The 21071-nt window shown below is 72.4% G+C and carries 15 protein-coding genes; 7 read left to right on the forward strand and 8 right to left on the reverse strand.

Going from position 1 to position 21071, the window contains the following annotated elements:
• Positions 1 to 218 precede the first annotated feature (218 nt).
• From AB0B63_RS09165 to AB0B63_RS09175, 3 genes are all read left to right on the forward strand, one after another.
• A complete protein-coding gene (locus AB0B63_RS09165; protein WP_208566644.1) occupies positions 219 to 590 on the forward strand; it encodes a YciI family protein in 372 nt (123 codons plus the stop codon).
• Positions 587 to 1804 carry a DUF6596 domain-containing protein gene (locus tag AB0B63_RS09170; RefSeq protein WP_208566645.1) on the forward strand — a complete coding sequence of 406 codons (1218 nt, stop codon included), beginning with the start codon at positions 587 to 589 and terminating at the stop codon, positions 1802 to 1804. The genes AB0B63_RS09165 and AB0B63_RS09170 overlap by 4 nt, the downstream gene beginning before the upstream one ends.
• Before the next feature lie 324 nt (positions 1805 to 2128).
• Complete coding sequence (locus tag AB0B63_RS09175) at positions 2129 to 3364, forward strand: acyltransferase family protein (protein ID WP_357016169.1); 1236 nt, start codon at positions 2129 to 2131, stop codon at positions 3362 to 3364.
• Positions 3365 to 3659: 295 nt separating this feature from the next.
• On the opposite strand, the gene AB0B63_RS09180 is transcribed toward AB0B63_RS09175, so the two are convergent.
• A complete protein-coding gene (locus AB0B63_RS09180; protein ID WP_208566647.1) occupies positions 3660 to 5252 on the reverse strand; it encodes a DHA2 family efflux MFS transporter permease subunit in 1593 nt (530 codons plus the stop codon).
• A gap of 113 nt (positions 5253 to 5365) precedes the next feature.
• Here AB0B63_RS09180 and AB0B63_RS09185 point away from each other — a divergent pair, with 113 nt between their 5' ends.
• On the forward strand, positions 5366 to 5737 hold the full coding sequence (locus AB0B63_RS09185) for a YciI family protein (protein ID WP_208566648.1): 372 nt from the start codon (positions 5366 to 5368) through the stop codon (positions 5735 to 5737).
• Between the two features lie 91 nt (positions 5738 to 5828).
• On the opposite strand, the gene AB0B63_RS09190 is transcribed toward AB0B63_RS09185, so the two are convergent.
• From AB0B63_RS09190 to AB0B63_RS09215, 6 genes are all read right to left on the reverse strand, one after another.
• The gene (locus AB0B63_RS09190; RefSeq protein ID WP_208566649.1) at positions 5829 to 7016 is read right to left on the reverse strand and encodes an acyl-CoA dehydrogenase family protein; all 1188 of its coding nucleotides are present in this window, start codon (positions 7014 to 7016) and stop codon (positions 5829 to 5831) included.
• A 79-nt stretch (positions 7017 to 7095) separates the two neighbouring features.
• Positions 7096 to 8673, reverse strand: coding sequence for a GMC family oxidoreductase N-terminal domain-containing protein (locus tag AB0B63_RS09195; RefSeq protein ID WP_208566650.1), 1578 nt, complete (start codon positions 8671 to 8673; stop codon positions 7096 to 7098).
• A gap of 172 nt (positions 8674 to 8845) precedes the next feature.
• Positions 8846 to 9328: an SgcJ/EcaC family oxidoreductase gene (locus tag AB0B63_RS09200; protein ID WP_219462682.1), complete on the reverse strand. Its 483-nt coding sequence runs from the start codon at positions 9326 to 9328 to the stop codon at positions 8846 to 8848.
• A gap of 99 nt (positions 9329 to 9427) precedes the next feature.
• Positions 9428 to 9883, reverse strand: coding sequence for an SgcJ/EcaC family oxidoreductase (locus AB0B63_RS09205; protein ID WP_208566651.1), 456 nt, complete (start codon positions 9881 to 9883; stop codon positions 9428 to 9430).
• Positions 9884 to 9914: 31 nt separating this feature from the next.
• Positions 9915 to 10397, reverse strand: coding sequence for an SgcJ/EcaC family oxidoreductase (locus tag AB0B63_RS09210; RefSeq protein WP_219462701.1), 483 nt, complete (start codon positions 10395 to 10397; stop codon positions 9915 to 9917).
• A 227-nt stretch (positions 10398 to 10624) separates the two neighbouring features.
• Positions 10625 to 15988 (reverse strand): type I polyketide synthase, encoded by a 5364-nt coding sequence (locus AB0B63_RS09215; protein ID WP_357016178.1) that lies wholly within the window; start codon positions 15986 to 15988, stop codon positions 10625 to 10627.
• A gap of 367 nt (positions 15989 to 16355) precedes the next feature.
• Between AB0B63_RS09215 and AB0B63_RS09220 the strand changes: the two genes are divergently transcribed.
• A complete protein-coding gene (locus AB0B63_RS09220) occupies positions 16356 to 18023 on the forward strand; it encodes an AMP-binding protein (RefSeq protein WP_357016182.1) in 1668 nt (555 codons plus the stop codon).
• Positions 18024 to 18088: 65 nt separating this feature from the next.
• Here AB0B63_RS09220 and AB0B63_RS09225 read toward each other — a convergent pair whose 3' ends face one another.
• The gene (locus tag AB0B63_RS09225) at positions 18089 to 18535 is read right to left on the reverse strand and encodes an SCP2 sterol-binding domain-containing protein (protein WP_208566655.1); all 447 of its coding nucleotides are present in this window, start codon (positions 18533 to 18535) and stop codon (positions 18089 to 18091) included.
• Between the two features lie 366 nt (positions 18536 to 18901).
• Between AB0B63_RS09225 and AB0B63_RS09230 the strand changes: the two genes are divergently transcribed.
• Both AB0B63_RS09230 and AB0B63_RS09235 read left to right on the forward strand, forming a co-directional pair.
• Positions 18902 to 20191, forward strand: coding sequence for a nucleotide disphospho-sugar-binding domain-containing protein (locus tag AB0B63_RS09230; protein WP_357016187.1), 1290 nt, complete (start codon positions 18902 to 18904; stop codon positions 20189 to 20191).
• Complete coding sequence (locus AB0B63_RS09235) at positions 20188 to 21030, forward strand: alpha/beta hydrolase (RefSeq protein WP_357016190.1); 843 nt, start codon at positions 20188 to 20190, stop codon at positions 21028 to 21030. The genes AB0B63_RS09230 and AB0B63_RS09235 overlap by 4 nt, the downstream gene beginning before the upstream one ends.
• Positions 21031 to 21071 lie beyond the last annotated feature (41 nt).

A 21071-nucleotide genomic window follows, 5' to 3' on the forward strand; every position in this document is an offset into this window, starting at 1 on the left:
CGGACGGGGAAACGCCTGAAGTCGAGAGGACGAATTCCTTTTCAGCTGCCCTCGCCGACCAGCAGACCCGATGTCGCCGACCCCACCGACGAAAACGACGCGGCACCCTGTGGCCGCGTCGACCTACCCACGCTGAGCTGCACGTCTGTATTGTGTCGTAGCGACGGTGCTGGTTGTGACCTACCGGTGGGACAATCATCTCCGACCTTGGAGGTGCGGTGAAATATCTGATCCTGATCAGCCACAACGAGCAGGCTCGTGACGCGTGGCAGGACATGTCCGACACCGAACGGCAACTGGGCGTCAAGGCCCACGCCACCCTCGTCGAAGACCTCGCCGCCGCCGGTGAACTGATCGTCTCCGAAGCGTTGGCCGATCCGGCGACGGCCCGTCGGGTCCGGGTCGACCGGGGCCGCACCATCGCCACCGACGGCCCGTTTCCCGAGGTGAAGGAGTATCTCGCCGGCTTCTACCTGGTGGAGTGCGACACCATCGAGCAGGCGGTGGCGCACGCGGCCCGGGTGCCGGAGGCGCAACTCGGCCTGGTCGAGGTGCGTCCGGTCCTCGACGCCGCCCGGCCGGACGCGTGACCGTCACCACCGACGTCGAGGACCTGCTGCGCGAGCACGCGCCGCAGGTGCTCTCCACCCTGGTACGCCTGCACGGCGGCTTCGACACCTGTGAGGACGCCGTGCAGGAGGCCCTGCTCGCGGCGGCCGTGCAGTGGCCGGAGGAAGGGTTGCCGGCCAACCCCCGGGGCTGGCTGACCACGGTCGCCTCCCGCCGCTGGACGGAGTTGTGGCGCAACGACGCCGCCCGCCGCCGCCGGGAGCGTGCGGTGGCCGCCCTGACCGCCCCGGAGCCCGGTCGGGTCTCCGCCGTGGACGACACGCTGACCCTGCTGATGCTCTGCTGCCATCCGGCGCTCACCCGGGTTTCCCAGGTGGCGCTCACCCTGCGGGCGGTCGGCGGGCTCAGCACCGCCGAGATCGCCCGGGCGTTCCTGGTGCCGGAGTCCACCGTCGCCCAGCGGATCAGCCGGGCCAAGCAGCGCATCCGGGCCAGTGGCGCCGAGTTCCGGATGCCGGCGCCGCAGGATCGGCCGGCCCGGGTGGCCGCCGTGATGGAGGTCCTCTACCTGATCTTCAACGAGGGTTACACGGCCAGTTCGGGGCCGGCGCTCAACCGGATCGAGCTGACCGCCGAGGCGATCCGGCTGACCCGGCAACTGCACGAGCGCCTGCCCGACGAACCGGAGGTCACCGGGCTGCTGGCGCTGATGCTGCTCACCGACGCCCGACGGCCGGCCCGCACCGGCCCGGACGGGGCGCTCATTCCGCTGGCCGAGCAGGACCGGTCCCGGTGGGACGGGCGGGCCATCGAGGAGGGCGTCGCGTTGATCACCCGCACCCTGGCGACTGCTCCGGTCGGGCCGTACCAGGTGCAGGCGGCGATCGCGGCGGTGCACGACGAGGCGGCCCGCGCCGAGGACACCGACTGGCCCCAGATCCTCGGGCTCTACAACCTGTTGCGGCGCATCGCGCCCGGTCCGATGGTCGCCCTGAACCGGATCGTGGCGGTCGCCATGGTGGACGGGCCGCAGGCCGCGCTCGCGGAGCTGACCGCCGCCCAGACCGATCCGGTGCTGGCCGGTAACCACCGGGTGCACGTCGTGCGGGCCCACCTGCTCGACCTGCTCGGTGACCGGGCGGAGGCCCGGCGGCACTACCTGCTGGCCGCCCAGGCGACGCTCAGCGTCCCGGAGCAGCGGTTCCTGCGGCTACGCGCGACCCAACGGGCCTGACCGGTCGGTGAGTCCGGCGGCCCACGGGCTCCCGAATTCGCTCCCGACCGAGACGCAGAAACGACGAATTAGCCGGAAAGGCCGAAAGGCCGATGCCGGCAACCGAAAGATGAAACAATTTTGACGCAAGCGCGGATGACCATGATTGTCTATGTTTTATAGCCTCCCCGTAGCGGTCGACAGCAACTCCCTCAGTGCTGTCCGGCCGGTCGGCCCGGAGCACGCACCACCTCTTCCGGGGCTACCGGCGCCGCCTATTCCCGACGCCCGACGAACGCGCGGAATCGGGACGGACCCGAGACCGCGGGTAGTGGAGAGCAGAACATGGCCATCCCCTCGACCCCTGTCCCCGGCGCCGCCACGAGCGCCTCCGAACGACTGCACGCCCTCGACGCGGTACGCGCGGGAGCCCTGCTCCTCGGCGTCGTGCTGCACACGACACTGTCCTTCCTGGAGCCCCGCACCTGGGTGGTGGGGGACGTGTCGACGAGCCCGGTGATGAACGGCACCTACTTCGTCATCCACGTGTTCCGGATGACGCTGTTCTTCCTGATCGCCGGCTTCTTCGCCCGGCTGCTGCTGCACCGGCGCGGCACCGCCGGGTTCGTCCGCAACCGGGCGGTGCGCATCCTCGCCCCACTGGCGATCTTCTGGCCGGTGGTGATGGTCTCCACCGTGGTGGCGATCATCATCGCGGCGAACCTGGCCGGTGAGGAGGTGCCCGGGGCCACCCCGATGACCCTGCGCACCTTCCCGCTGACCCACCTGTGGTTCCTCTACTGGCTGCTGGTCCTCTACGTGCTGGCACTGGTCGTCCGCGCGGTGGTCAACCTGCTCGACCCCGACGGCAGCCGGCGCAGTGGACTGGTCGACCCGATCGTCCGCAACGTCGTCGCCCGTGACCTCACCCCGCTGGTCGTCGGTGCCCCGCTCTGCGTCGCCTTCCTGCTCAAGCAGGACTGGCTGCTCTGGTACGGGGTGCCGCCGGCCGAGAACGGGCTGATCCCCAACCCGGTGGGCCTGGTCGCCTACGGGTGCGCGTTCGGCTTCGGCTGGCTGCTCAACCGCCAGGTGGACGTGATCCGGGTGTGGGAGCGGCGGTATCCCCGTAACCTGGTGGCGGCGGTCGTGCTCACCGCGATCGCGCTGGCCATGGTGGGGCTCACTCCGGACACCGAACCCGAGTCGCTGGGCTGGCACAAGGTCGCCTACGCGGTCGTCTACACGCTGGCCGTGTGGGCGTGGACGATGGGCCTGATCGGGGCGGCCATGCGGCACCTGTCCCGGCCGAACCCGTCGATCCGGTACGTGGCCGACGCGTCGTACTGGGTCTATGTCGTCCACCTCCCGCTGGTGATGGCGCTGCAGGCGGCGGTGTCGCAGGTGGCGGTGCCGTGGTTCGTCAAGTTCCCGGCCATCCTGCTGGTCACCTATCCCCTCACCCTGCTCAGCTACCGCTACCTGGTCCGTTACACGTTCATCGGGGCGCTGCTCAACGGGCGGCGTCGCCGGAGCGCGGAGCCGGCCGAGGTGGCCGTGCCGCAGACCGCCGCACACTGACCGCCGCACACCGACCGCCGCGCCGCGCGGCCGCCGGTGCTCGCGTGGGCCGAGTCAGCCCCGCCGGAAGGGGGATCCGGCGGGGCTGACGCCTGCCGGGGGGACGGCAGGTTCTCCGGCCCGGACCGGGGGGACGGTCCGGGTGGCACACCGGGACCGGTGCGGCCGGTCCCGGGCTGCCGGCCGGCCCCGGGGGAAGGGCCGGCCGGCCCGTCCCGCACCGACCCGGGGGGGGTGGGTCGGTGCGGGGCGGGAACGGCGTCCGGGCGGCGGCAACCACCCGGACGCCGACCGGTCAACGTGCGGGTGGAGCACCGGTCCGGTCGTCGGCGGCGGCCGGGGCACCCGACGGGGTGTCGGCGTCGCCGGTACCGGCCAACGGGGCGTCGGCGGTGGTCTTGTCGGACGGCGTCTTGTCGTCGGGGGTGGCCCAGTCGCCCTGAATGCCGATCTTCTCCAGCAGCAGGAGCACGACGAGGGCGACGACCAGGAGCAGCACCGCGGAGACCCGGTAGGACAGCACGTACCCCTCGGTGGCCGCGACCCTCGCGTTCACCCCCTCGGCGAGCCGGTCCCCGCCCAACCGCAGGGCCAGCGCCACCAGGACCGACAGGCCGAGCGCGCCACCGACCTGCTGCATCACGTTCTGCATGGCGGAGGCGAGCCCGGTGTCCTGGGTGCCCACCTTGTAGAGCGCGGTGTTGGCGGTGCCGGGCATCGCCAGGCCGAAGAAGACGCCCAGCACCAGCATGCCGGGCAGGATGCCGCTGGCGTAGTGGGTGTCGACGGAGATCCCGCTGAGCAGCAACAGGCCGCCGGTGACCCCGAGCAGACCCACGATGATCACCGGCTTGACGCCGAACTTCGGGATCATGCCGGTGGACAGCCCGACGCCGAAGGCGATGCCCAGACCCACCGGGATGAAGGAGAGGCCGCCCTTGAGCGGCGAGTAGCCGAGCACCTGCTGCTCGAAGAGGGTGGTCAGGAAGGTGAACCCGAAGAAGGCGCAGGAGAGGGTCAGACCGACCAGGTAACCCACCGCGCGGGTGCGGTTGGTGAAGAACCGCAGCGGGATCAGCGGTGCGGCGGCCCGCGACTCGATCAGCAGCATCAGCCCGATCAGTGCCAGACCGCCGAAGAGCGGCAGCAGCACCTGCGTCGACAGCCAGGACCGCTCGGCGGCCTGGAGCAGGCCGTAGACGATGGCCACCAGACCCGCCGTGGCGGTCAGCACGCCGGCGAAGTTGAACTTCTGCCCGGTGCGCTCCATCCGGGTCTCGCCGACCAACCGGCCCACCAGGGCCAGCGCGATCACCGCGACCGGGACGTTGACGTAGAAGATCCAGCGCCAGCTGGCGTCGGCGACGATGAGCCCACCGACGACCGGGCCGAGCGTGCCGGCCAGGCCCGACAGGCCACCCCAGATGCCGACCGCCTTGACCCGGTCGGCCGGGGCCGAGAAGAGCAGGAAGACGATGCCCAGCGCGGCCGGGGCGGCCAGCGCCTCACCGACGCCCTGGAGGAAGCGGCTGTAGATGAGCATCTCGGGGTTCATCGCGGCCCCGGAGATGACCGAGGCGATGGCGAAGATGACCACGCCGGTGACGAAGATCCGCCGCCGGCCGAACAGGTCGGCGAGCCGGCCGCCGAACAGCAGCAGACCGCCGGCCATCAGCACGTAGCCGTTGACGACCCAGGCCAGCCCGGTCCGGGACATGTCGAGTTCGCCCTGGATGCGCGGCAGCGCGACGCTGACCACGGTCATGTCGATGACGAACATGAACTGGACGAAGCCGAGCAGCGCCAGCGCCTTCCACCGACGGGGATCCGGCCGGTCCGCGGACGCGTCAAGCGCCTCGTCCGAACTCGGTGTGGTACCGGTGCTCATGTGCCCTCCTCGACATCGGCGCACGTCACGTGCGCTTCTGCCTGGATGTCGAAGCTGGCTCGTTGGTTTCGACATACGGGTAAGCAAATAGTTCGAGCCTTCAGGAGGCACCCATGAAGTACCTGATCATGATCAGCCACAACCAGCAGACCCGGGACGCCTGGCAGAACATGTCCGACACCGAGCGGGAGCTGGGCTTCAAGGCGCACATGTCGCTGGTGGAGGATCTGTCCGAGTCGGGCGAGCTGATCGTCTCCGAGGCCCTCGCCGACCAGGGCCAGGCCAAGAAGGTCCTGGTCAGCGACGGCAAGGTCACCACCACCGACGGCCCGTTCCCCGAGGTCAAGGAGTACGTCGCCGGGATCTACCTGATCGAGTGCGACACCATCGAGCAGGCGGTCGGGCACGCCGCCCGGATCCCGGAGGCCAACTTCGGCCTCGTCGAGGTCCGTCCGGTGCTCGGCGCAGGTGGCCCCGACATGTGACGACCCGCACATGCGGGCGGACCCGCGGCACCGACCGGTGCCGCGGGTCCGTTTCTTCGTTCCACCGTCCGCCGTGCCCGGCGGGCGGCACTCAGATGTACGGCGAGTTGGGCTCCAGCCCGCACAGCACCCGACCGTAGAGTTCGAGGTTCGTCGACGGGACCATCAGCGCGTGCAGGTTGACCGCGTACATGTCCCGGACCACCCGCTGCATCGGGGCCTGGCGCAGGATCGACGAGCCACCGCTGGCCATCCCGAGCAGGTCGACGGCGGCCCGCCCGAGCTGGCAGATCGCCCCGATGTCGGCCCGGGTGCGGGCCCGCTCCTCCAACGTCCACGGCTCACCGCTGACGCCCTTGGTGTCGACCAGGTCGGTGATCCGCTGGGCGTGGAACTCGGCCTCGTCGATCTTCATGGTCGCCTCGGCCAGCTGCAGGTGGGTGACCGGGGCCTCCCGCTGCGTCGCGTAGTCGGTGTAGGTGATCTTGCGGTCGAGCCGCTCCAGGAAGAACTCCCGGGCCGCCCGGGCCAGCCCGATCACCGTACCGGCCGAGGAGGCGTTCGCCACCCCGAGCAACGGGTTGCGGTACATCGGCAGGTCCCGGTTGAGCGCCGAGGCGCTCTGCCCCTGGAGCACGGCGGGCATCGGCACGATCCGCTCCTGCGGCACGAAGACGTCCCGGGCCACCGTGGTGATGCTGCCCGAACCCTGCAGGCCGGCGGTGTACCAGTCGTCCACGATCTCCAGGTCGGACAGCGGCACCAGGGCCATCACCGGCCACTGGTTCACCCCGTCCGGGGCGGGGGCCATCGCGATGACCTCCTGCCAGTGGCTGTGCAGGGCGCCGCTGATGAAACTCCAGCTGCCGTTGAGCACCATCCCGCCGCCGGGCTTCGGGGTGCCGCTGGCCGACGGGCTCAACGTCCCGCAGATCCGCACGTCGGGGGTGGAGTAGACCTCGTCCTGCACCGCGTCGGGGAACATCCCGACCATCCAGCCGGGGATCGCCCACACCGACGCCGTCCAGGCCACCGAGCCGTCGCCCCGGCCCAGCTCCACCATCACCTCGTGCAGGGTGCGGGTGTCCGACTCGTAGCCGCCGTAGCGGCGCGGCACCCGCATCCGGAACAGGCCGGCGTCGGCCAGCGCCTCGACCGTCTCGTCGTGCAGCCGCCGGTTCTCCTCCTGCCAGCTGGCGTGCCGGCGCAGCAGCGGCACCAGCTCGCTGGCGCGGCGTACCAGTTCTTCCCTCGGGGGGGCCTCGGTCGCGCTGGTCATCTCACTCCTCCTGTGCGGGTACGGTCGGCGGACAGGACACCGCCCACCGGAACGGACGGGTCGGCGGGCGGGCGGCAGGTCACCGGGCGACCGCCTCGGCCTGCCGGGGCAGCGGCGCGACCCCGGCGATCAGGTCCGCCGCCTTTTCCGCGATGGCGATCACGGCGGCGTTCGGGTTGCCCCGGACCAGGGTGGGCATGACGCTGGCGTCGACCACCCGCAGCCCCTCCAGCCCGTTGACCCGCAACTGCTCGTCGACCACGGTGCCCATCGCGCAGGTGCCCGCCGGGTGGAAGATCGAGTGGGCGTACTGCCGGACGTAGTGCCGCAGGTCCTCGTCGGAGTCCGAGGCCGGCGGCGCGAACTGTCCCTCGGTGTACAGGGCCAGCGCCTTCTGCTGGGCGATCCGGATGCCGATCCGGGTCGCCGCGACCGCGTCGTCGAGGTCGCGCTCGTCCTGGAAGTAGTTGTGCACGATCTTCGGCTTGGCCGTCGGGTCGGCCGAGGCCAGCAGCACGTACCCCCGGCTGCGCGGGGCGATCATCGACGGGCCGTACGAGATCGAGTGGTGGGTGGGGGTGCCGAGCCCGCTGTCGGCGAACATCACCGGCGCGGCCAGGAACTCCGCGTCCGGGGCGGTCAGGTCGTCGCGGGTACGCACGAAGCCGCCGGCCTCCGGCCCGTTGGCCGTCATCGGGCCACGCCCCTCGGCCATGAAGCGTTGCAGGTGCTCGGGCTGGTTGGCGGCGAGCAGGCTGATCGGCTGCGAGTGGGTGTAGACCAGCGGGATCAGCGCGTGGTCCTGGAGGTTCTGCCCCACCTGCGGCTGGTCCAGCAGCACCGGCACGCCGAGCGCGCCCAGCAGCGGGGCCGGGCCGACCCCGGAGAGCATCAGCAGCTGCGGCGAGTTGTACGCCCCGGCGGCGAGGATGACCTCCCGGGACGCGGTGACGGTCAGCGTGTCGTCCAGCCGGGTCCCGGTCACCCCGACCGCCCGACCGTTCTCGATCAGCACCCGGTGCACGTGGACGTTGGTCTCCACGGTCAGGTTGGGCCGGTCGAGGGCGGGGTGCAGGAACGCGGTCGCGGTGCTCTCCCGGCGGCCGTCGCGCTGGGTGAGCTGGAAGAAGCCGAAACCCTCCTGCCCCGCGCCGTTGAAGTCGTCGTTGACCCCGTAGCCGGCGTCGGTGGCCGCCTCGACGAACGCCGACGACATCGGGTTGTTGGCCCGCCCCTCGGAGACCGCCATCGGCCCGCCGACCCCGTGGTAGGTCGAGGCCCCCCGCTCGTTGTCCTCGGACCGCTTGAAGTACGGCAGCAGGTCGTCGAAGCCCCAGCCGGGCTGCGCCCAACCGTCGAAGTCGCCGCGCGCGCCCCGGATGTAGACCATCGTGTTGATCGAGCTGGTGCCGCCCAGCACCCGCCCCCGGGGCAGGTAGACCCGCCGCCGACCCAGCGCCGGCTCCTCGTGGGTGTCGTAGTCCCAGTCCAGGGCGGTGCGGAACAGGGTGCCGAAGGCCACCGGGACGTGGATGTTGTCGGCGGTGTCCCGGGGACCCGCCTCGATCAGGCACACCGTGACGTCGGGGTCCTCGGTGAGCCGGGCGGCCAGGACACACCCCGCTGATCCCGCGCCGACGATGACGTAGTCGTACACCACTGCACCCTCCAAGGTCAGGTTCTCGGTTGTCGGTCGCGGGTCTCCGCGCCACCGGCGGGGACCGGGCGGTCCCCGCCGGGCGTGCCCCGGGGCCGTGGTGATCCGTGATCGGGATCCCGTCGTCACCACGACCGCGGCGGTCGGGCGGTCGTCGTCGACCGCGTCGGCGTCAGCCCCTGATCGGGCTGCTCTGGTGCGAGACCAGCCGGAGCTGGCCGTCGGGTTGGCGCAGCATCACCCAGGTGGCCCGGATGAAGTTCTCCGGCGCGATGTCGTCCTGGCCGGCCATGATGATGCCGCCCTCGGTCACCACCAGAGCGACGTCGTCGGTGAGGAAGCTGACCTCGACCGGCCAACCCTTCACCCGGGCGCCTCGCAGCGGCCCGGCGAAACCCCGGGACATGTACGCCCGGATCTCCTCCCGGCTGGTGAGCTGCTCGTCGCGCATCAGCAGGCTGCCGTTGTCGGTGAACACGTCGGCGAACATGTCGGCGTCGTTGGCCGCCCAGGCCGCCTGGATACGCATGGCCACCGTCAACGCCGCCCGCTCGTCGGCGTCGGTGTACCCCCGGTAGTAGGACGGGTCCTCGGGGACGCCCGCGGCGGCCAGCAGCGCCGAGGCGTCTCCCCAGGGTGCCATGGTCGTGGTCATCGGTTCCTCTTCTCCTCTCGTCGTCCAGGGCCGGGCCGACCCCTCGTCGTCCCGGCCCTGGACGGCCCGCTGGTCACCCCGGCGCAGCCGGGACCGGTCTCAGCCGGTAACCGGGCTGCTCTGGTAGGAGGCGATCCGCCAGTCGCCGTCCTGCTTGACGACGACCCACATGATGCGGACGTTGTCGCCCGGGGCGAGGGCGGCGGCGTCGGCGTAGACGACCCCGCCGACGCTGACCGCCAGCGCCATCGACTCCGAGACGACCTGGATCTCGCTGAACTCCAGGGCCAACCGGGAACCCTTGTACGGGCCGGCGAACAGCTCGCCGAGGTAGGACCGGATCTCGTCGCGGCTCATCAGCTGGTTGTCGCCGACCAGCATGCTGCCGTTGTCGATGAAGAGGGAGGCGAAGCCCTCGGCGTCGTTGGCGTCCCACGCCGCCCGGCAGCGCAGCGGCGCGGTCAGCACCGCCCCTTCCACCCCGTTGGGGAAGTCGCCGTAGTACGAGGCCCACTGCTTGGCGCCGGCCACGAGCGATGCGCCCTCGGTGCTCATGCTGTCTCCTCCTGTCCGAGTGGGTGACCGGTCACCAGCGCAGCGTCGCGCCGGCGCCGCGCGGGCTGTTCTGGTAGCCGGCGAGCTGCCACTGGCCGTCGCGCTTGACGACGACCCAGGTGGAACGCACGGCCAGCTCCTCCGCGATGTCCGTCTGGCCGGCGGCGAGGATGCCACCGTGGGTACGGATCAGGGCGGCGTCGTCGGCGATGATCCGCACGTCGACCGGGCGGCCGGTGACCCCGGTGCCCTTGAACGGCCCGGCGTACGCGGCGGCCATGAACGAGCGGATCTCGTCGCGGCCCTTCTTGAACACGTCACCCGGCAGGATCATCACGCCGTCCTCGGTGAACGCATTCGCCACCCCGGCGGCGTCGTTGCGGGACCAGGCCTGCACCAGGCGCAACGGAACGGTGAGGACCTCCTTTTCCTGGTCGCTGGTGAACGACCCGTAATACGCGTCGAGTGCCTTTTCTCCGTCAATGGCCGGAGCCACCTGGGTACCAGTGGACATCGTGGTCGCTTCCTCTCCTGGGACTACTGCGGACAGTGGACACATTCACCCCCGAACGGTCCGTCCGTCCCCCCTATCCTCCGGCGGTCCGACACCGCTGACATCTCCCCGATTGCGATGTCGGAGACCGTTTCCGAGAAATCGTTTCCGGGGGCGGGACGAGAAATAGCCGTACCCCGGCCGGTGGGTGCACCGGCCGGGGTACGGCGGGATCGCCGCAGGTGGGGTCAGCCCACCCGCAACGCGGCCGGGTCGTCGGCCGGGTCGTCGTCGGTGGGCTCCGCGGGGCGGAGACTGTCGACGATGTGGTCGGCCAGGGCGGCGATGGTCGGCTTGTTCCACAGGATGTTCGGCGGCAGCTCCAGGCCGTACCGGCCCTGCAGCCGCACCCGCAGCGCCACCGTCATCACCGAGTCCACGCCCAGCTCGACCAGCGGCCGGCGCAGCTCCAGGTCCTCGGCGGCCAGGCTCAGCTCGGCGGCGGCCTGCTCCCGCACGTCGGCGGTGACCAGTTCCCGCAGCTCCTGCTCCGGGGTGTCCACCCAGTCGACGCTGAACGCCTGACCGGTGCCCCCCTCGGTGGTCGACCTGGTCGCGGTCAGCTCCCGCAGCATCGGCAGCCGGGGGGCGTTGGTGGTGGGCGCCAGCACCCGCAGGATCGCGTGGTACGGGCTGTGGAACCGGTCGGCGAAGGCCCAGGCCCGGAACGCCTCGGTCACCGAGATCGCGTCCAGGCCACGGGAGTTGGCCTCCAGCATGGTCGACGAGATCGACTCGGACATGCCGACCCCGCGCCAGGACGTCCAGCCGAGGCTGGTCGTCTCGGTGTGACCGTCGGCGTGCCGGTGCGCCGCGAGGGCGTCCAGGAACGAGTTGGCCGCCGCGTAGGTGGTCTGCCCGGTCAGCCGGGTGAACTGCCCGCAGGACGAGAACATCACGAAGAAGTCCAGCGTGCCCGGGGGGAAGAGCCGGTGCAGCACCATCGCCCCGTTCACCTTGGGCCCGAGGACGTCGTGCAGCCCCTCCCGGTCGACCTTGTCCACCATCGCGTCGCGTACCACGCCGGCGGCGTGCACGATGCCGCGTACCGCCGGCATGCCGTGCGAGGCCGGGTCGAGCGCCGCCGCGACCTCCACCGGGTCGGTGATGTCCAACGCCAGGGTCCGGACGGTCACCCCGAGCGCCTCCAGTTCGAGCACCCCGTCGATCTGCCGGCGGGTCCGCACGTCGTGATCGCCGTCCCAGTCGGCGCGCGGCGGCAGGCCCCGGCGGCCGGCGAGCAGGATCCGCCGGGCCCCCCGGTCGGCCAGCCACCGGGCCACCATCAGGCCGAGTGCCCCGAGACCACCGGTGATCAGGTAGGTGTCGGTCGGCCGGCACTGCAACGCGGTGCCGTCGGCGGGCCGCTCGACCTGCCCGAGCCGCTGCACCGCCACCTCACCACCGGTGACCGAGACGACGTCCTCGTCGCCGGTGAGCCGGCGCAGCACCGTCGCGAGGGTCTCGGCGGGGACGTCGGCGTCGTCGGCGAGGTCGACGACCCCACCCCACAGGTCCGGGTGTTCCCCGGCGATGATCCGGGCGATGCCCCACAGCGGGGCGTGGGCCAGCGACCGCTCCGCCACCGCCTGCCGCACGCCCCGGGTCAGGCACCAGAGCCGGGGCTGGGCGGCCGCCGGGTCGCCCCCGGCCGCCTGGGCCTCGATCAGCGCCTGCGCGCTGTGGATCAGCTCCCAGCCGCACCGTTCGGCGGCCTGCTCGGCCGACTCGCCGGCGTCGCCGGCACCCGGTGCGACCAGGACCGCGTCGCGCGGGGTGAGACCGACCGTGGCCAGCTCGTCCGGGCCGTCCACCCGCACGGTACGCAGCCCGGTGCCGGCCAGCGCCCCGGCCAGGCCACCGGCGGCGGCGTCACCGCCGACCACGACCACCCGGGACAGCTCGGTGCTGCTGCCGTCGACGGTGAGGTCCAGCGACCGCCAGACCACCTCGTGCACCAGCTCGCGGGGGGCGGCCACCGCGCTGTCGGTGTCCGAGATGGCGGAGAACCGCAGGCCGCGCACCTGGCAGACGACCTCGCCGTGCTCGTTGGCCACCTGCACGTCCACCGTGTCCTGCGGCGACCTGGGCGAGCGCACCGAGTGGACGGTGATGTGCGCCGGTGGTTCCCCCGAGAAGACGACCGACTCGATGTGCGAGGACATCCACTGGTGCCTGGCGTACTCCGGGGTGACCAGCACCGCGCTGATGGTCAGCGCGCCGTCGATGACGTGCGCCCAACTGGTGGCCGTCTGCGCCGGGGGCGGCACGATGACGATGTCGGCGAGTTGCTCCTCGTCGTTGCGGCGCAGCTCCACGACGTCCCAGGGGAACGCGTAGCCGCCGACGCCCATCCGGCGGAACATCTCGTCGACCCGCTGCCAGGACCACTCCTGCGGACACCGGGCCCGCACCTCGTCGACGTCGACCCGGCCGTCGACCAGTTCGGTGCTCCAGTCGATGGTCGCCGTCGAGTGGGTGATCCACTCGTACTCCTCGTCGTCGACGACGGGGGCGCCGTCCTGCGGGGCGACCCGGGTGGCCAGCCGGGCGGTGTTCTCCGACAGGACGATCTGCACCACCCGGGGCGGCGCGACGGCCAGCGGGGTACGCAGCACGATGTCGGCCAGCGCGGGCAGCCGGCCGTCCTCCGCGGCGGCCAGGGCGAAGCTGTTGATCAGGACGGCGGCCGGGGTGATCTCGACGTCGACCACCTCGTGGTCGAGCGGGTAGGGCCGCGACGACATGTCCAGGTAGGTCTGCCACACCTGCCGGGGCGGGGCGCCGGAGACCGTCATCCGGCCGCCGAGCAGGCTGTGCCGCTCCGGGTCGTGCCCCCCGCCGGGACCGGACTCGGCCCGGGCCTCCGGGAAGATCCAGTACGGCCGGTGCTGCCAGGCCACCGAGGGCATCGGCAGCAGCGAACCGGTCGGGTGCAGCCGCTCCCAGTCCACCGCCGCGCCCGCGCAGTGCAGCCGGGCCAGGCCGGCCAGCAGGGCACGTTCCTCGTCGGTGTCGCGGCGCAGGCTGTGCACGACGGTGGCGTCCTCGACGCCGAGGTGGGCGAGGGTCTCCCCGATGGAGTGGGTGACCACCGGGTGGGTGGAGACCTCCAGGAAGACCCGGTGTCCGTCGGCGACCGCCGCCGTCACCGCGTCGGTGAAGCGCACCGGCTCACGCAGGTTCGCCACCCAGTACGCGCCGTCGCGCGGCGCGGTCGACCGGGGGTCGGTCAACGCGGTGCTGTAGAGGGGGGTGCGGGGCGTTCCGGGCCGCAGCGCACCGGCCGCAGCGGCGACCTCGGCCACCGCGGCGTCGACGTGCGGGCTGTGGAAGGCGATGTCGGTGTCGACCCGCCACACCGCCACCCCCTCCTCGCGCCAGTGCGTCACGATCTGCTCGACGGTCTCCCGGTCCCCGGACAGCACTGTGGAGGTGGGGCTGGCCGAGATGGCGGCGACCACGCCGACCGAACCGGCGAGCCGCTGCCGGGCCTCGTCGAAGCCGAGCCCGACCATGGCCATCCCGCCCTGGCCCTGCAGGCGTTCCAGGGCGCGCGCCCGCTGGCAGGCGAACCGGGCGGCAGCCAGCACGTCCAGGCTGCCGGCGACGGCGGCGGCGGCGATCTCCCCCACCGAGTGCCCGATCACGGCGGCCGGGGTGAGCCCCCGGGACCGCCAGGTCTGCGCCAGGGCGACCTGGGTGGCGAAGGTCAACGCCTGCACCTCGACGCCGTTCCACGGGCCGCCGGCGGTGAGCGCCTCGCGGGGCGTCCAGCCGAGTTCCTCGCGGAACACCTCGGCCAGCGCGTCGACGGCGGCGGCGAAGACCGGCTCGTCGCGCAGCAGCTGCCGGCCCATGCCCGCCCACTGCGCGCCGTGGCCGGAGAAGACCCAGACCACCGGGGCCGGATCGGCCACCGTCCGGCCCCGGGCGACCTGCGGGGTCGTGCGGCCGTCGGCCACCTCCCGCAGCCGCTCGACGAGTTCCCCGGGTGAGGCGGCCAGCACGGCGGCCCGCTGCGGCAGGTGCGAGCGGCGCTGCGCCAGGGTGTGCCCCACCGACGGCAGGGACGCCCCCGGGTGCTCCACCAGCCAGTCGGCGGTGCGGCCGGCCAACGCCGCCACCCCGGCCTCGGACATCGCCGAGAGCGGGTACACCGACGGCCGGGCCCCGGCGACGACCTCGGTCGAGGCGGTACCGGCCTGCGCCGGGTCCGCCGTGGCCCCGGTCGAGGCGGCCACGGCGGGCGGCGCCTCCTGGAGGATGACGTGCGAGATGGACCCGCCGACGCCGTAGCTGGACACGCCGGCCCGGCGCGGGCTGTCGCCGGCCGGCCACGGGGACCGCTCGCCGATCAGCCGCAGCCCGGAGCCGGCCCAGTCGAAGTCCGGGTTCGGCTCGCGGTGCAGGCTCGGCGGGATCTCGGCGTGCCGCAACGCCAGCACCGCCTTGATCACACCGGCGATGCCCGAGCCCGCCTCGACGTGACCGATGTTGGGTTTCACCGAACCGATCAGGCAGGGCTCGTCGGCGGGCCGTCCGGCGCCGAAGACGGCGGCCAACGCTTTGGCCTCCTCCCGGTCGCCGACCGGGGTGCCGGTGCCGTGCGCCTCGACGTAGTGCACCGTCTCCGGGGCGATGCCGGCACGCTCGTAGGCCACCCGGAGCATGTGCTCCTGGGCGGAGCCGTTGGGCGCCATCATCCCGTCGGAGCGGCCGTCCTGGAACACCCCGCTGCCGGGGATCAGCGCGAGCACCTCGTCGCCGTCACGGCGGGCGTCGGACAGCCGCTTGAGCACCACCACGCCGGCGCCCTCGCCCCGGCCGTAGCCGTCGGCGTCGGCGGCGAACGCCTTGCTGCGCCCGTCCGGGGCGGTCGCCCCGGCCGCGTCCAGGGCGACGAACAGGGTCGGGCTGGCCATGATGTTGACCCCGCCGACGACGGCCAGCGGAATCTCCCCCTCGCGCAGGCTCTGGCAGGCCAGGTGCAGGGCGGTGAGGGAACCGGCGCAGGCGGTGTCGACCGCCATGCTGGGGCCCCGCAGGTCCAGGAAGTACGAGATGCGGTTGGCGATGCCGTAGTAGGTGGTGCCGTTGACCGCCCACGCCCCGGTCCGCGGAATGTCCTCCAGCAGGCGGCGGCCGTAGTCGTTGGAATTGGCCGCCACGAAGACACCGGCGTCCGAACCGCGCAGCGACAACGGCGGCACACCCGCGTTGCCCAGCGCCTCCCAGGCCAACTCCAACACGATCCGCTGCTGCGGGTCGAGGAAGTCCGCCTCCCGGGGAGAGATGCCGAAGAAGTCCGCGTCGAATCCCTCGATGTCGTCGAGGAATGAGCCCAGTCGGGTCGTCTTCCGCAGGATCGCGGTGGCCTGGGGGCTGGTCGAGGCGTACGGTTCCCACCGCTTGTCGGGCATGGCGCTCACGGCATGTCGACCACCGATGAGAAATGCCCAGAACTTCTCCAACGAGTCAAGGTCAGGGGCGAACCGGCAGCTCATACCGACAATGGCCACTGCCTCAGAAAATTCCCCATCCTGGCTCACGTCCAGGCTCCTCTCCACATCGCCGACCGCACCCGGAACACAGCCGGATGCGGTGGTCGCTGTCCTTCGGAAATGTCGCGGTGACGGTCAGGTCCGGACGCTGACCTCAACTGCGAAACATCCTGTTCCCCCACCGATCACAGGGGCACCTTCCTGAGTGCGATCGTCGGCGGCCGACGGCGGCCACCGGCACCCGCCGTGACCTCCGTTAATGCCCGGCGGCGCAATAGCGCAATGCGGGAGAAGGAACTCGGCGGTGCGCCTCCGTACGGTTTCCCCGCGAGTTCGACACGCGAATTCCTCGGTCGCGCCGCGCGGGCCCCGACGCCGGTGCGCCGCGTCGACCCACCGGATCGGGAGGACCCACATGTCCGCAGAAGCGACCCGACCTACCCTCGACGGGACCGTGCCGTGGCCACCGGAGCTGGTGGCACGGTACACCGAGCGGGGGTACTGGACTCACCGTTCGCTGGGGGCGCAGCTGTACGCCGCCGCCGACGCCGACCCCACCGCGACGTGCCTGGTCGACGGCCCGGTACGGCTCACCTTCGCCGAGCTGACCGCCCGCGCGGACGGGGCCGCCACCCGCCTGCGGGAGCTGGGGATACGCCCCGACGACCGGGTGGTGGTGCAGCTGCCCAACTGCTGGGAGTTCGTCGTGCTGACGGTGGCCTGCTTCCGGCTGGGCGCGGTCCCGGTGATGGCGCTGCCGGCGCACCGTCGGCAGGAGATCGCCGCGATCGTGGCGTTGACGGGGGCGCGGGCGCTGGTCGTACCGGACGTGTTGAAGGACTTCGACCATCAGGCGTTGGCGCACGAGGTGGCCGCCGACGCCCCGACCCTGCGGCACGTGCTGGTGGCCGGGGCGGACGTCCGCGCGGACAGTGTCGACCTGCGGCTGCTGTGCCGGCCGGCGGACGACCCGGCGGCGGCCCGGTCGGCGCTCGACGCCGCCGCTCCCGCCGGCTCGGCGGTCGCCCTGTTCCTGCTCTCCGGCGGCACCACCGGGGTGCCGAAGCTGATCGCCCGGACCCACGACGACTACGGCTACATGATGCGCCGGGCGGCCGAGCTGTCCGACGTGGACGCATCGACGGTCTACCTGGCGGTGCTGCCGCTGGCGCACGGTTATCCGATGGCCGGGCCGGGTCTGCTGGGCACGTTGCTGGCCGGTGGCCGGGTGGTGATCCTGCCGTCGCCCGCACCGGAGCGCGCGTTCGAGACGGTGCAGCGGGAACGGGTCACCTTCACCTCGCTGGTGCCGGCCGCCGTGCAACGCTGGCTGGAGTACCGGGAGAAGGACCCCGACCGGGACCTCGGTTCGCTGCGCCGGGTGCAGGTCGCCGGCTCCCGGCTGGCCGACCAGGTGGCCCAGCGGGTCACCCCGGTCCTGGGCTGCGCGTTGCAGCAGGTGTACGGGATGGCGGAGGGGTTGCTCTGCCTGACCCGCCCGGCCGACCCGCCGGACGTGGTGTGCCACACCCAGGGCCGCCCGATCTGCCCGGACGACGAGTTGCGGCTGGTCGACGAGGACGGTCGGCCGGTGTCGCCGGGCGAGGCGGGGGTGCTGTTGACCCGGGGGCCGTACACGCCGCGCGGCTACTACCGGTCGCCGGAGCTGACCGCGCGGGCCTTCGTCGACGGCTGGTACAACACCGGCGACATCGTGCGGCTGCGGCCGGACGGGAACCTGGTCATCGAGGGGCGGGACAAGGACCTGATCAACCGGGGTGGGGAGAAGATCTCCGCCGAGGAGGTGGAGAACTTCGCCTACCAGCTCGACGCGGTGAGCCTGGCCGCCGCGGTCGCCATGCCGGACGCCGAGCTGGGTGAGCGGGTCTGCCTCTACGTGGTGCCGCAACCGGGCCGGACGGTGGCCCTGGAGGACGTACGGGCGGTGATGCAGCGGGCCGGGGTGGCCGCGTTCAAGCTGCCGGAGCGGCTGGTGACCGTCGACGAGCTGCCGTTCACGGCGGTGGGCAAGGTGAACAAGAAGCAGCTGCGGGCGGACATCAGCCGCCGGTTGGCCGGCTGATCCGGCCGGCGACGGGGACACGTCGGCGGGGGCGCACCGGGTGCGCCCCCGCCGCCGCGTCCGGGTCAGGGTTTCGGGATGTCGAACAGGGTGGGGATGCGCATGGCCAGTCCCCGGTCGCCCTTGGCCTTCATCCGGCCCAGCACGAACATGGTGACCGGGTTGGCGCTGCTGCTGACCAGCTTGAGGAAGTCGATGTCGCTGAGGGTCAGGGTGAGCCGGGGCTCCCGGTCCGGCCGCTCCGACAGCACACACTCACCGCCGGCGATCACCATCTCGTAGGTGTCCACCGTGCCCTCGCGCCGGTCGCCGACGCTCCAGTGCAGGACGGCCTCGGTGTTGCCGGCCCGGTCGGCCCGGAACAGGGTGGGCATCCGGACGAAGATGCCGTCGAGGATGGTGCGGCGGTGCGGGCCGCCCATCACCCGGCGCAGTTCGTCGACGGGGGTGGCGGTGACCAGTCGGGCGAAGTCTCGGGGTTCCATCAGGGCAGGGTCGGCGTCGGCGAACATGGGGGTCCCTTTCGTCGTACGGGCAGGCAAGGCCGTGCCGGCAGCTGGCCGGGCGGTCGCGCGCGGCGCGAGCACGACGGCGGCCGGCGGTGCCGCCGCCGTGCGGGGCACCCGACCGGTGGGCGGCCGGTGGCTGGGGTGGGGCCGCCTGTCCGTCGAGTATGGAGAGGTCGGCGGCGGGTTCCTACTTCGACGATGCCCGGTGGCCGACGGGGAAAGGGCATGTATGGAGATGTCCGGGGGCGACCGGGCCGAGATCATGGTGGGGAGGAGGTCGACGGGGGGCGCAGCAGCATGTCCGCGTGCCGGTCGTGTCCCGGCCGCCGCCCCTGCCGAGCCAGGCCACACCGAGCTGAGGGAGACCGGATGAGAGTGCTCTTCGTGCCGCACGCCAACAAGGCGCACCTGCACATCATGACGCCGTTGGCGTGGGCGCTGCGCACGGCCGGACACGACGTCCGCGTCGCCAGTCAGCCCGAGATCGCCGACGCCATCATCGCGGCCGGGTTCGTCCCGGTCGAGGTGGGTCGGACGCGCACGGAGATGCCGGCGTTCTACCCCGGGGTACGCCCCGGCGAGGCACCCCCGGTGGTGATGGCGCCCGGTGAACGCCAGGAGATGCCGTTGCAGCAGGACTTCCCCCGGGACAACCCGTTGGAGAAGCTGTCCCGGGCGTCCTGGGGTTTCGCGTTGTTCTCCACCGACGAGATGATCGCCGACCTGGTCGCGCTGATCGGCTCGTGGCGTCCCGACCTGGTGGTCTGGGACTCCATGGTGTACGCGGCGCCGGCCGCGGCCACCGTGTGCGGGGTGCCGCACGCCCGGATGATGATGGGCCCGGACGGGATCACCCAGCTGCGCCGGGCCGCCCGGGACGAGGGCGATCCGCTGCGTGACTGGCTGGACCGGGTGTTGACCGGCTACGGCACCCGGTTCGACGAGGACGTCGCCGTCGGGCACTTCACCATCGACCCGATGCCGCCGTGGCAGTACCAGCCCGACGGGCTGCACCTGGTGCCGGTGCGGCACATCGCGGTGAACCCGCCGGCCCGGATCCCCGACTGGTTGCGGGAGCCGCAGCAGCGGCCCCGGATCTGCCTCACCCTCGGCGAGTCGCACCGCAACGGGCGCGGCACCGAGGCTCCCGCCGCCGACCTGCTGGACGCGGTGAGCGGGTTGGACGCCGAGGTGATCGCCACCTTCAACGCCAAGCAGCTCGCCACCATCCCGAAGCTGCCGGACAACGTCCGGGTGGTCGACTTCGTGCCGCTGGCCATGCTGCTGCCGAGTTGCGCGGCGATCGTGCACCACGGCGGGGCGGGCACCTTCGCCACCGCCATCGAGCAGGCCGTCCCGCAGTTGATCATTCCGGGGACGCACTGGGGCTTCCAGTGGTGGGGGCCGCTGGCCCACGCCAACGGCCTGCAACAGCAGGGGGCCGGCCGGTTCGTCGCCGACGCCGACCACCTCACCTCCGAGGCGCTCGCCGAGGATCTGGCCCGGGTGCTCAAGGACCCGTCGTTCAAGGCGAACGCCGAACGGCTGCGGACCCAGGTGGCCGGCCTGCCCACCCCGAACGACCTGGTCCCGGCGCTGCACCGGCTGGTCGACCAGTACCGCGACGTGGCCGCCGCACGGGCCGGGCGGCCGGCATGACCACACCGCTGCGGTTGACCACCGACGCCGGCACCTTCGACGCGCTGACCGCCGGGCCCACCGACGGCCGGGGCGTGCTGCTGCTGCACGGCTTCCCCGAGGGGGCCGTCGAGTGGGAGCACCAGCTCGCCGCGCTGGGCGCCGCCGGTCACCACGCCGTCGCACCGGACCAGCGCGGCTACTCCCCCGGGGTACGCCCCGACGACGTCGACGCGTACCGGATGGACGCCCTGGTCGCCGACGTCGTCGCGGTCGCCGGGCAGCTCGGCTGGGACCGGTTCGACCTGGTCGGGCACGACTGGGGGGCGGCGATCGGTTGGGCGGTGGCCGATCGGCACCCGGAGCTGCTGCGCACCTTCACCGCGGTGTCGGTGCCGCATCCCCGGCCGTTCGCCGACGCGCTGGCCGCCGACCCCGACCAGCAGAGCCGCTCGGCGTACCTGGCGATGTTCCGGCAGCCGGGGCAGGCCGAGGGGATGCTGTTGGCCGACGACGCGGCGTTGCTGCGCCGGATGCTGGGCGCGGCGGTGGGGCCGACGAAGCTGGCGACCTACCTGGACCGGTTGACCGCGCCGGGCGCGCTGACCGCCGCGCTGAACTGGTACCGGGCGACCCGGCCGGAGGACGTCGAGGCCGGACCGGTCGACGTGCCGACGCTCTATGTCTGGGGCGGTGCCGACATCGGTGTCGGGCCGGTCGCCGCGCACGGCACCGCCGCCTGGGTGAAGGGCCCGTACGAGTTCCTCGCCCTGGACGGGGTGTCGCACTGGGTGCCCGAGGAGGCCCCCGACCGGCTCTCCGCGGCCCTGCTCGCCCATCTCGCCCGGCATCCGGGATGAGCCGGCCCGCGCCGCCGCGGCGCGTCCCGGGTCGCCACCGG

It is taken from the genome of Micromonospora sp. NPDC049081, assembly GCF_040648835.1.
GTDB classification, from domain to species: Bacteria; Actinomycetota; Actinomycetes; order Mycobacteriales; family Micromonosporaceae; genus Micromonospora; species Micromonospora antibiotica.